Below are 11,637 nucleotides of genomic sequence, written 5' to 3'. Positions count from 1 at the left end.
GGTTTTCGTTTTCATTACTCCTTGTAGGGACATCACGGACAACAGGGGTGAACAGCGTGCTGCTGGAACGCGGCCGGATCGTCGGCACCGACCCCTGCGAAGAGCTCCTCGCCCGCTGCGAGGCCTGCGAACGTCTCGTGCGCTCCCAGGCGGACACCGCGGTGCCGCCGGGCGGAGCGTCCGAGGCTCCTGTCCCCCGATCCGATGAAAGGAGGTGACCCGGCATGACCGTCAAGAAGCTGAAGGTGAAGGCGCGCAACGCGTCCGTTCACTCGTCCAACCACGCCACGGTGGCGCTCGCCAAGGTGGCCTGGCGCTAGTCGCGAGGTGAGACCCCGGGTGCGGGCATGAGCCAACCACGCCCGCACCCGGGTGCGAGGGATGTTACTCCGAAGAAAGGTGCGCTCGCGATGACTTCAGGGCTGGACCGGCCCGCGCGCTGGGCGGCCGGGACCACGTTCGTGCCCACCGGGGACGGGTGGCTGGTCCACGGCCCTGATGAGGACTTCATGGTCGTGCGGGTGCCGCCGCAGGACCAGGCCGCGGTGGCGGGGCTGATCAGCGGGCGGCTCGGGGTGCGGGCCGCGCTCGAGCGCCTCCCGGACGCCGCCGACCTGATCGCCGAACTCACCGTGGCGTCGCAGGACGCGGCCGGCACCGCCGCGCCTCCGTCGAGGGCCGAGGTCCTCCTGGTGGGCGACGGCCCGCTGCTGGACCCGCTTTTCCGCCACCTGCGCCAGGCGGGCCTGACCGTACGGCAGGGCGAGCCCGGCCAAGACCTCCAGCCACAGACCGTGGCCCTGGTCGCCTGTGCCGAGTACCTGCCCGACGCGGCCTGGCGGGAACTGGACGCCCGCTGCCGCGACCTGCGGATCGCCTGGCACCGCGGCCACAGCGAGGGCCGCCGCTGGTACGTCGGCCCGTTCACCCCGCCGACCGGCGGCGCCGGGTACGAGGACGTGCGGCTGCGCCGCCTGGCGGCCTGCCCGTGGCCGGAGGAACTGGCCGCCTACTGGGCCTTCCTGGAGGCCGGGGGCAGGCCCGCGGCCCCGGCCGACCCGGCCGGAGCCGAGGTCGCCGCCGCCCTGGTCGCCGCCGACCTGCGCGCCTGGTTCGACGGCGCGTCCCCGCCCGGCGGCGGGCACCAGGTGGGGATCGACCTGGCGGCGGGGGAGATCCGCCGTCACCCCGTGCTGCCGGTGCCGCGCGGCCTGATGCGCGAGACACCCGCGTGAGCGAGGTGCGTACCGGCCTGACGGTGACGGCGTCCGACGGCGCGCGGTTGGTGGCCGACCTGGTCCTGCCGGACCGGCTGCCCGCTCCCGCGGTGGTGATCCGCACGCCCTACGGCGCCTCGGGCTGCCTGCCCGAGGCCCTCTCCCTGGCCGAGGCCGGATTCGCCTGCCTGGTGCAGGACCTGCGAGGCCGCCACCTGTCGGAGGGGGCCTTCACCCCCGGCACGGACGAGACCGCAGACGGCCACGCGAGCTTGGACTGGACGGCGGCCCAGCCCTGGTGCGACGGCGAGGTGTTCCTGTACGGCCTGGCCTACGAGGCCTACGCCGCCTGGTGCGCCGCCGGCCACCCCGCGGTCCGCGGGATCGTCAGCCGCCAGCCCTGGCCGCCGATCGGCTCGCCCGCCCTGGACGAGGAGCTGTGGTGGCGCACCGACCTGGGCACCGGCCGGACGGTGCGCACCGGCCTGTACGACGCGGCCCTGGCCCGCGCACCGCACCTGACCGGGCTGATCCCGGTGGCCGCCGTCGCCGAGGCCTGGCCGGTGGACGTCGGCCCGTGGCCGGCCACGCCCAGCACCTACAAGAGCGCGGCCCGGCGCATGGCGCGGGCCGCACGCACCGCCACCGTGCCCAGCCTGCACCTGGGCAGCTGGTACTGCCGGTCGGCGCCGGCCACGCTGCGTCAGGCCATGCTGGCACCACGCGCCGAAGCCGTCGTCGGCGGCTGGGCGAGCGCGCTCACCCACCGCCTCCAGCCCGAGTGCGCCCTGCCGGAACCGGCCGGACCGCACCCCTTCGCGCTGGCGCTGGAGTGGCTGGGCGGCTTCCGCCGCAACGGGTGCCTGCTGCTGGGCACCGGCCGCTGGACGGACACCGATCCGATCCCACCCGGCCGTCCCGGCTGGACCGCCCTGCCTCTCGGCGCGAACGGCATGCGGCTGCGGCACGACCCGGCCGCCCCCTACCCGTCGGCGCCGCACTCCGCCGACCTGGCGCCACTGACCGACCGCGACGACGTCGTCCGGCTGCCCCTGGACGGCCCGTTGCACTGGCACGGCACACCCCGCCTCACCGCCGAGGTCACCACCGACACCGGCACCGAACTGGTCGCCACCCTCGTCCACGAGCAGCCCGATGGCACCGCCACCCGGATGGCCGACGGCACGGCGCCCCTCGCAACGGGCACCTCCCGCTGCGAGGTCCGCCTGGCCCCGGCCGCGGCCGAGCTGCCGCCCGGGCACCGGCTCCACCTGGAGCTGACCGCCGGGCGCACCCCCCGCCACCCGGCGCCGCAGCGGCGGGCCGAGCTCTCCTTCCGTGACGTGACGCTGCACCTTCCCCGCCCGAGAAAGGGAGTCTTCGCATGACGGACGCAGGCGGCACGCCAGGTGTCACGGCCGACGGCGCGGCCGGTGGAACGGTCGAGGACACAAGGGGTGAGACGACGGGCGCCACCGCCCGGCCGGACACCGCACAGGCCGGCGACGACCCGCTGACGATCCTGGCCGACGAGCGCACCGGACTGATCCGCAGGCTGGACCTCCTGGAGCCGGAGCCGTGGTGGCCCGACGGGCTCACGATCTGCTCGGCCGAGGTGAGCTCGCCGTACCGGCTGCTGCCCTGGCCCGCCGACCGCGTCTCCACCGGCACCGCGTTCGGCGATCCCGGCCGGGCCAGGATGAGCGCCGTCGGCGAGGCGGTGGAACGCTACTGCGGCAACTTCGTCCCCGCCGGCCTGCTCCGCTCCTCCTACCGGCGGCTGCGTGAACCCGCCCTGGACCCGGCCCGGCTCGCCCTGTACCGCGACGCCCAGCACGCAGAGCCAGGCTTCCCGTTCACGCCGTTCACCGCCGACCTGGAGGTGCTGTGGGCCCGGGGGGCGGACCTGACGGACGGCACGCCCGCCTGGCTGCCCGCCTCCCTCGTCTACGTCAACTACTTCACCCCGCCCCGCGCGGGCGAGCCGCCGACCAACTACGCCATGCTCGCCGGCATCGCCGCCGGGCCCTCCGCGCGAGCCGCCCGCACGGCCGCGCTGGAGGAGGTCATCGAACGCGACGCCACGGTCGTGTGGTGGGCCGGCGAGCTGCCCGCCCGGCCCGTCACCGGCGCCGGCCATCCCGCGGCGCCGCTGCTGCCGGAGGCCGAACCCGGCTGGTACCGCGCCGCGGGTGCGACCGGAAGCTGCCGCTACCGGGTCGTGGCCATTCCCACCGTCTTCGAGGTCGCGGTCGTGGGCGTGCTGCTCGACGACCCGCAGACCGGCATCGCCGTGTTCGGCGTCGCCGCGCGCCCCGATCCCGCCGAGGCCGTGCGCAAGGCGCTGGCCGAGGCCGTCACCCTGCGCCGCTACGCGCTGGGCTTGATCGACCCGGAGGGGGAGATCTGGGCCGCCGCCGCGGCCGGCGTCATCGACGCCCGCATCTTCAAGCCCCACCGCGCCGACCGCCGCTACGCCGACGACTACCGGGGTGACTTTCGCGACGTCGTCGATCTGGGCTGCCACAGCCAGCTCTGGCTCGACCCGCGGATGCGTGCGCACCTGGCGCCGATCACCGCCTGCACCGACGCGATCGCTCTGGCCGACCTGCCGCACGTGGACGGCGATGTGCTCGACGGTTACCTCAAGCGGGTCGCCGCCCAGGGGCTGGGCGCTTACGCGGCCGACCTGACCACCCCCGACATCGCGTCCGCCGGGCTGTCGGTCGCCCGGGTGATCGTGCCCGGCGCCTACTCCAACGCGCCCGCCGCCTTCCCCTTCCTCGGCGGGCACCGCCTGCGCGAGGACCCCGCCCGGCTCGGACTGCAGGCCGCCGATCAGGTCAATTTCGTCCCCCTGCCGCACACATGATCCCCGTCGACTCCCGAACCGGTCTTGTCACCGGCGTGCGCACCGCACTCCTGCGCGGGCGCCTGCATGTCGCCTTCGCCGACCTCGCCGCCACCGCCGGGTACGGCCTGCCGCTCGGCAACCCCACGGTCTGCGGCGCCTCCTGGCACGATCCCGCCGAGGCCCGCCGCCGTGCGCTGGGGGAGGCGGCCGAACGCCACTGCGGCCACCTCGTCCCCGAAGGGCGGCTGGTGGAGGCCGCCTGGCACGAGCTGGCCCCCGGCGCCGTCGACCCGCAGACCCTGGCGCTGTACTCAGCCGAACAGATCTCCCGCGACGGGTTCCCCTTCCTCGGCCTGGCGCGCGCCGACCGCACCCATTGGGTGCGAGGTACCCGCTGCGACGGCGCGCCGGTCTGGGTACCCGCCGCACTGGCCTGGCTCACCCCCTTTCGCGTGCGGTCTCGGCCCGTCGTCCTGCCGGTGTCGGCCGGGATCGCCGCGGGCCCCGACCTCGCCTCCGCGCGAGCCTCGGCGCTGGCGGAGGTCGTGGAGCGGCACGCCCTGGCCACCGCCTGGGCCTCGGGGCTCGCCTTCCCGGAACCGGCGGGCGTGCGGCTGCCCCAGGTGCCCGGGGTGCGGTTGAGCGCGCACACCGTACCGAACCTCCTGGACGCCCCGGTGGTGCTGTGCGTCGCCGAGGACACCGGAGAAGAGTTCGGCGGGACGGTGGGGGTCGGCTGCGCGCTCGTTCCCGGCGCCGCCGACCCGCTGACCGCGGCCGCCTGGAAGGCCGCGGCCGAAGCCGTCCAGTCCCTGGACACCACCGTCCAGCTCGCCGCGGGCGGCCTGCCCGAGTGGGAGCGCCCGCACGGCCCGCTCGCACCCCACCGTCCCGACCGTGCCTTCGCCTCCTCCTACCGGCCCGACCTCGCCGACATCACCGACGTCACCTGCCATCTGCAGCTCCTGGCCGACCCCTCCTTCTCCGCCCGCGTGCTGACCCGTCTGGCCCGCGGCGGGTTCACGGCACCCGCGGAGCCCACCGTGATGGGCCGCTTCGACACGGCCGCGGCGCTGGCCGCCCGCGGCCTGCAGGCCGTCACGGTGGACCTCACCGTCCCTGACGTCGCCGTCTGCGGCCTGGCCGTCGCCCGCGTCATCGTGCCCGGTCTGCGGGCCACGGCCCCGGCCGCCTTCCCCCTCCTGGGCGGCGGCGCCGATCCTCTCCCCGGTCGCCCCGACCTGTCGCCGGTGCCCCATGCCTGACCGCCCGTCCCGTTCCCCTGGACGGCCTGCGCCGTGAAGGGTTCGCCGCCAGCCAGGCCACGCCGGCCGAAGCCGAACCGCCCGGCGCGATCCTCGACGTACTCCGGCCGCGCGGCCGCCACGCCGACCACCCGAAGAAATTGCACCAGCCAGAAAGAGAGCACCTTCGATGAGACTCATCACCCCTCGCGCGGCCCAGGCCCTGCTCGCCGGAGCCACCGTGCTCGCCGCCGCCGCGTGCGGCCAGACCGCGAGCCCCGCCACGAGCACCACCGCCGCCGCGCAGGCCACCGCGCAGCCCTCGGCCACCCCGGTGGAGGTGAGCAACTGCGGCGCCACCTACCGCTTCGAGCGTCCGCCGCAGCGCATCGTCACCTCCAGCACGATCGCCACCGAGCTCGTGCTGGCCCTGGGCGCCCGCGACCGGCTGGCCGGCACGGTCGCCCCGGGCGAACTCCTGCCCGAGGTCGCCTCCGCCTTCGAAGGCGTGAACGTCATCGCCAAGTCCGCCTTCCCACCCCCTTCCAAGGAGACGGTCTTCGCCGCCAACCCCGACTTCGTGGTCAGCGGCTACGGCGACGACTACGGCCCCAAGGCACTCGGCGACCGGGCACAGCTGCACAAGGAGGGCGTCAACTCCTACCTGCTGTCGGGCAACTGCCCGGGCCGCAAGGCCACCGTCGAGGACACCTACACCGACATCCGCGAGCTGGGCCGCATCCTCGGCGCCCGGACCACGGCCGAGGACCTGGTGAGCAAGCTCACCGCCGAGGTGGAGGCCGTGAAACCGGTCTCCGGCACCCCCAAGGTGTTCGACTACGCGGGCGGCCTGGAGAAGCCGAGCACCGCCGGGTCCAACGGCCTGATCGACGACCTCATCCGCCGAGCCGGCGGCGAGAACGTCTTCCCCGAGGTGACCTCGTACGCGCAGATCTCCTGGGAGGAGCTGGTCAAGCGCGACCCCGACGCCATCGTCGTGGAGGACCAGGCGTTCGAGCCGGCCGACAAGGCGATCGCGTTCCTCACCTCCTACGAGCCGATCAAGGATGTCACCGCGATCAAGGAGAAGCGGTTCATCGTGATCCCGGTCAACGACACCCAGCCCGGCCTGCGCAGCGGCCGGGCGCTGAAGACGCTCGTCGCCGGATTGGCCAAGTGATCTCTCCGAAGGCGGAACCCCAGGACCCGCCGCCGGGGACGCCAGGGCCGCAGGAGCCACCGGGCTCCGCGAGACCCTCCGTCGCGGCTTCGAGACAGCCGAGACAGCGGGGCCCGGTGTCCGGCGCGCCGCGACGGCCGGCGCCGGCCGGCCGCCTGACCTTCCTCGGCACGCTGGCCCTGCTGTCGGCACTGCTGGCCGTATCGCTGGTCGCCGCCGTCGGTCTCGGGCCGGTCGCCATCGGTTTCGGCGACGTCGCCCGCATGCTCGGCCACCGGCTGCTGCCCTGGTTCGTGACCGAGGCGCCGGCCGGCCCCCAGGCGGTCATCGTGCTGGACATCCGCTTTCCCCGGGTGCTGCTCGGCGCGGTGGTCGGCGCGGGGCTGGCCCTCGTGGGCGCGGTGCTGCAGGCCGTACTGCGCAACCCGCTGGCCGACCCCTACATCATCGGAGCGAGCTCCGGGGCGTCCCTGGGCGCGGTGCTGGTGATGCTGGCAGGACTGTCACCGTTCGGGCCGCTGTCCCTGCCGCTGTCGGCCTTCGCCGGCGCCATGGCCGCCTTCGCGCTGGTCCTGGCGCTGTCACGGTGCGGAGGGCAGCTGGCGCCGACCCGGCTCATCCTCGCCGGTGTCGCGGTCGCCGCGCTCACCGAGGCCGTCACCAGCTACATCGTGCTCACCACACCGGACAAGGAGGTGCGCTCGGCGCTGTTCTGGACCCTGGGCGGCCTGTCCGGCACCCAGTGGCGCGACGTGGGCGTGCCCGCGCTCATCGTCGCCGCGGCCACCGTCTGGGCCGCCACCCGGGCGAGCCTGCTCAACGCCCTCGTGCTCGGCGACGAGGGCGCCACCGGCCTGGGCGTGGAGGTCGACCGGCTGCGGCTGCGGCTGATCGTCATGTGCGCGCTGGTCATCGGCGCGGTCGTCGCGGTGAGCGGCGGCATCGGCTTCGTCGCGCTCATGGTCCCGCACGCCGTACGGCTCGTGCTCGGCAGCGACAACCGCCGCCTGATCCCGCTCGCCGCGCTGACGGGAGCGCTCCTGCTCGTCTGGGTCGACGTGGCGGCCCGCATGCTCAACCAGCCCGACGAGATCCCCATCGGGGTGATCACCGCCGTGCTCGGCTCGCCCTTCTTCCTCATGTTGCTCATCCGCGCCGATCGAAGGGCCCTGCGGTGAACGTCGAGATCAAGGACGTCTCCTGGCTGCACGTGCTGCACGACGTCAGCCTCACGGCCGGTTCCGCGAAGGTGACCGGACTGATCGGTCCCAACGGCAGCGGCAAATCCAGCCTACTGCGGTGCGTCTACCGCCGGATCCGCCCGGACCGCGGCAGGGTCCTGATCGACGGCGCCGATGTGTGGCGGACCCCACCCCGCCAGATCGCCCAGCAGGTCGCCGCCGTCACCCAGGACACCCCCGCCGATCTCGACGACAGCGTCGAACAGATCGTCGCCCTGGGCAGGATCCCCCACCTCGGAGCGCTGGGCCGGCTCTCGGCCGCCGAACGGGCGCTCATCGCCGAGACGATGGAGCGGTGCGACGTCTCCGCTCTGGCGCACCGGCCGTTCGCGACCCTGTCGGGAGGCGAGCGCCAGCGGGTCCACCTCGCCCGCGCGCTGGTCCAGCAGCCCCGGCTGCTGATCCTCGACGAGCCCACCAACCACCTGGACCTGCGCCACCAGGTCGATCTGCTGCGACTGGTCCGCACGCTCGGCGTCACCGTCCTGGTGACCCTGCACGATCTCCAGCTCGCGGCCGCCGCCTGCGACCGCCTCGTCGTCCTCGACGGCGGGCGCATCGTCGCCGACGGCCCGGTGACCGAAGTGATCACCACAGACCTCCTGCGCGCGGTCTACCGGGTCGAGGCCGAGGTCGATCACGGACGTGACGGCCTGCCTCGGGTCTTCCTGCCGCTGGCCCGCCAGTCGCGCGACGCCTCCGCCACCCGGGTGCGTTGCCCCGGCCGGGCCGCAACGCAATGAATCGTATTTATTATTTTCTAATTTCTGGAAAATCGAAGGTGTCAGTAGGCTTCCGGCATGCAGGAGCCGGGCGCGGTGACGCCGTGCAAACACTGCGGGACGCCGATCGAGCAGCGGCCCGGGCGGGGACGGCCGAGGGCATACTGCGCGCAGGGGAACTGTCAGGCGGTGGCCAAGCGCGAACGCGAGATGCGACGGGCGACGCCGGGCCTTGAGGGGGCGCTGGCCAGGGCCGAGGAGTTCTACGAGCGCATGGAGAAGGGGATGATCGCGGCGATCGCCCCGCTGGCGCAGGTGCTGTCGGAGGAGCTGAGCCCGGCGGGGGTCGAGGCCAAGGTGAGCGCGGTGCAGGCCGAGGCTCACACCCGGGTGGCGATCGCGCGCACCGAGCGCGAACAGGCCTTCGAGCAGGTACGCCTGGCGCGGGAGGCCTCAGAGCACGCCCGGCGCGAGCGGGACGCGATGGCGCGCCGCGTGGAGGAGGCCAACGCCGAACGCGACACCGCGCTGGCCGACGCGGAGACCGCCAGGGAGCAGGCGCTGGCCGCGCTGCACGAGGCGGCCAGCACCGAACGCCGGGCCAGACAGGCCGAGCAGGAGGCCACCCGCAGGGCCCAGCGGGCCGAGGCCGCTCGGGACGCGGCGCTGAGGGAGATGGCCGAACGGGTGGAGGCCGCCGAGACCGAGGCGCGCCGGGCCGAGGCGCGCGCCTTCCACGATCAGGAGCGGTCCGGTCAGACGCGCGCCGACCGGGACCGGGCACTGGAGGAGACCAGGCAGGCCCACGAGGCCAGAGGTCAGGCCGAGCGGGACCGGGCGCTGGCGCGCGCCGACGCCGAGGCGGCCGCGCGCGCTCAGGCCCTGGCCGAGGCGGCCGAGGCGCGTTCGCGGGCGGAGCGAGTGGACAAGCAGACGGCGGATCTGGAGAGGCGGACGGCGCGCCGGATGGCCAAAGTCGAGGAACGCGCCGCAGAGAAGGTCGCCGAGGCGGGGGAGCGCGCGGCGGCCAAAGTCGCCGAGGCCCTCGCCGAACGCGACGAGGCGCGCATGCGGCTGGCCATGGAACAGATGCGCCTGACGGATCTGCGTGAGCAGCTGGAGGCACTGCGCGCCGAGTCCGCCCAGCTCAGGGAGCGCGCGATCACCGCTGAGCTGCGAGCCGAGACCGGCTGAGCCTCACCGGGGCCCGGCCGAGACGGGACCGGTTGAGTCTCACCGGGACCCCAGCTGAGCCGAGACCGGTGTGGCGAATCCGGCTCAGGGGGCTCGGCCCGGCTCCTCGCCAGAGCCGACGCCCGACGCCCTCGTCCCGGAAACAGCCCGCCGGTCGGGTCCGGCGGGTCTCGCCCTCGGCCTCGGCCTCGGCCTTCTGTCCGGAGGCGGTGTACGGCGCCTTCGACCTGTCACGTCCCGGCGCCTCATGCCGGCCACCGGTGGGCGGCGCGGAGGAGGCGGTTCGGGAGGAAGCGGCAGCCGGGGACCGGGCCTGCCCGGCCACAGAACGGCGACGGTGGCGATCGCGGAGATCGTCAGCAGCACACCCAGCAGGATTTCGAGAAGCGCGGCGGTCGACATCAAGTCCTCCCTCGACCTCGCTGTGATCATGTGACGACGAGGACGAAGGTCTTCCCACACCCCCGTATCGCACGAGGGCCACCCCGCCGGGTCTCCCTGTGCTCGGGGACCGTGATGACGATCGGGGTGTCGGACGGTGGGTACTCCCCTCCGTATCAATTCCACTATCGGTGCAGCTCAGGCCCGTAGTCAAACGCCCCCGCGGTAGAGCGCCCCTCGGGGATCCGCCTAACCTGGAAGGACGAGGGGAGTACTTCCAAGAGCCGATCCGGTCAGCACGGACGTTTCGCGATGTCCCCGGGCGGCCGCCCGCAGGCATAGGTGAAGGAGACCTCGAACAGCCGAGCGCGTTCGAGGAGGTTGCATGTCCGCCGAGGCGATCCTGTCGGTAGCCGATCTTGAGACGATCGGTTCGCCGAGACTGTGGACGATCACCGTGGCCGCTCTGATGGTCCTGCTGGGCGTGGACTTCGTGCTGACCCGGCGCCCGCACGAGGTACGGATGCGAGAGGCGGTGGGCTGGTCGGTTTTCTACCTGACACTGCCCCTGCTGTTCGGCGTTTACGTATGGAGGGTCTTCGGGTCCGATGTGGCGGTGGAGTTCTTCACCGGCTACGTGGTGGAGAAGTCCCTCTCGGTCGACAACCTGTTCGTGTTCATGCTGCTGCTGTCGGCCTTCGCGGTCCCCGCCGTGCTGGCCCAGCGCGTCCTGCTGTACGGCATCATCGGGGCCCTGGTGCTGCGCGCGATCTTCATAGCGCTGGGGGCGGCCGTCCTGCGGAGCGGCACCTGGGCGTTCCTGCTGTTCGGCGGGATACTGATCGTCACCGCCGGGAAGATCCTCAGGGACGCGCTGAGCGGGCAGCGGCAGGAGGTCGACATCTCCTCCATGCGCTCGATCCGGCTGCTGCGGCGCTTCATGCCGGTCACCGACGACTACCGCGGCTCTCACCTGGTTGTTCGCGAGGACGGCCGTCGTGCCCTGACCCCGCTTGCCCTGGCCATCGTGGCCGTTTTCGCCACCGACATCGTCTTCGCCATCGACTCGGTGCCCGCGGTGTACGGCGTGACCGAGGATCCCTTCCTCGTCTTCGCCACCAACGCCTTCGCCCTGCTGGGCCTGCGGGCGCTCTACTTCGTGCTCCTGGGCGCCCTGACGAAACTGCGGCACCTGAACCACGGGCTCAGCGTCATCCTGGCCTTCATCGGGGTCAAGCTCGTCCTGCACTGGGCGCACGGCACCTGGGCGTGGGTCCCGGAGATTCCCACCCCGGTCTCGCTGGGGGTCATCGTCGCCGTTCTGATCACCATCACGATCACGAGTGTGCACGCCAACCGCCGCGACGCGAAGTCCGCCTCCTCACCCGACGAACGCGAGCCTCGCTCGCGGCCGACGGGCTGACGTTTCGTGCCGGGCACGCGGGTGGTGACCGATGACGCCTGCGGCGGTGATCGTGTCGTGGCGGGCGTTCCGGTGGGTGGTCAGGCCTGTGGCGCGTCCTGTGTTGCGGGTTCGGGGTTCGGGGTGGGGGTGGGGGTGGGGGGTGGGCTGGTTTCGGGGTGTGGGGGTGGGTCGCTGAGCT

At 73.5% G+C, this 11,637-nt stretch carries 10 protein-coding genes; all 10 read left to right on the top strand.

The features are described from left to right. Positions 1-47 precede the first annotated feature (47 nt). The 10 genes from ACTOQ1_RS37375 (at position 48) to ACTOQ1_RS37330 (ending at position 11,456) form a co-directional block, all read left to right on the top strand. Complete coding sequence (locus tag ACTOQ1_RS37375; RefSeq protein WP_440072756.1) at positions 48-218, top strand: hypothetical protein; 171 nt, start codon at positions 48-50, stop codon at positions 216-218. A 192-nt stretch (positions 219-410) separates the two neighbouring features. Then, a complete protein-coding gene (locus ACTOQ1_RS37370; RefSeq protein ID WP_440072755.1) occupies positions 411-1,235 on the top strand; it encodes a hypothetical protein in 825 nt (274 codons plus the stop codon). Continuing rightward, the gene (locus tag ACTOQ1_RS37365) at positions 1,232-2,605 is read left to right on the top strand and encodes a CocE/NonD family hydrolase (protein WP_440072754.1); all 1,374 of its coding nucleotides are present in this window, start codon (positions 1,232-1,234) and stop codon (positions 2,603-2,605) included. The genes ACTOQ1_RS37370 and ACTOQ1_RS37365 overlap by 4 nt, the downstream gene beginning before the upstream one ends. After that, positions 2,602-4,089, top strand: coding sequence for a YcaO-like family protein (locus ACTOQ1_RS37360; protein WP_440072752.1), 1,488 nt, complete (start codon positions 2,602-2,604; stop codon positions 4,087-4,089). The genes ACTOQ1_RS37365 and ACTOQ1_RS37360 overlap by 4 nt, the downstream gene beginning before the upstream one ends. Before the next feature lie 35 nt (positions 4,090-4,124). After that, entirely contained in the window at positions 4,125-5,336 is a 1,212-nt protein-coding gene (locus tag ACTOQ1_RS37355) for a YcaO-like family protein (RefSeq protein WP_440072751.1), read from the top strand. A gap of 169 nt (positions 5,337-5,505) precedes the next feature. Next, on the top strand, positions 5,506-6,495 hold the full coding sequence (locus tag ACTOQ1_RS37350; protein WP_440072749.1) for an ABC transporter substrate-binding protein: 990 nt from the start codon (positions 5,506-5,508) through the stop codon (positions 6,493-6,495). 116 nt (positions 6,496-6,611) lie between these two features. Further along, complete coding sequence (locus ACTOQ1_RS37345; RefSeq protein WP_440072748.1) at positions 6,612-7,673, top strand: FecCD family ABC transporter permease; 1,062 nt, start codon at positions 6,612-6,614, stop codon at positions 7,671-7,673. Continuing rightward, complete coding sequence (locus ACTOQ1_RS37340; RefSeq protein ID WP_440072746.1) at positions 7,670-8,479, top strand: ABC transporter ATP-binding protein; 810 nt, start codon at positions 7,670-7,672, stop codon at positions 8,477-8,479. Before ACTOQ1_RS37345 ends, ACTOQ1_RS37340 begins: the two co-directional genes overlap by 4 nt. 168 nt (positions 8,480-8,647) lie before the next feature. Beyond that, on the top strand, positions 8,648-9,652 hold the full coding sequence (locus ACTOQ1_RS37335; protein ID WP_440072745.1) for a hypothetical protein: 1,005 nt from the start codon (positions 8,648-8,650) through the stop codon (positions 9,650-9,652). A 766-nt stretch (positions 9,653-10,418) separates the two neighbouring features. Further along, positions 10,419-11,456 (top strand): TerC family protein, encoded by a 1,038-nt coding sequence (locus ACTOQ1_RS37330; protein WP_440072743.1) that lies wholly within the window; start codon positions 10,419-10,421, stop codon positions 11,454-11,456. Positions 11,457-11,637: the final 181 nt, after the last annotated feature.

This window comes from Streptosporangium sp. OZ121, assembly GCF_051918885.1.
Taxonomy (GTDB): Bacteria; Actinomycetota; Actinomycetes; order Streptosporangiales; family Streptosporangiaceae; genus Streptosporangium.
This window is presented reverse-complemented; position numbering and strand designations above follow the sequence as displayed.

Coding starts and splice junctions, on each gene's coding strand:
- ACTOQ1_RS37370 (WP_440072755.1), top strand. CDS start 411: ATGACTTCAGGGCTGGACCGGCCCGCGCGCTGGGCGGCCGGGACCACG.
- ACTOQ1_RS37360 (WP_440072752.1), top strand. CDS start 2,602: ATGACGGACGCAGGCGGCACGCCAGGTGTCACGGCCGACGGCGCGGCC.
- ACTOQ1_RS37330 (WP_440072743.1), top strand. CDS start 10,419: ATGTCCGCCGAGGCGATCCTGTCGGTAGCCGATCTTGAGACGATCGGT.
- ACTOQ1_RS37350 (WP_440072749.1), top strand. CDS start 5,506: ATGAGACTCATCACCCCTCGCGCGGCCCAGGCCCTGCTCGCCGGAGCC.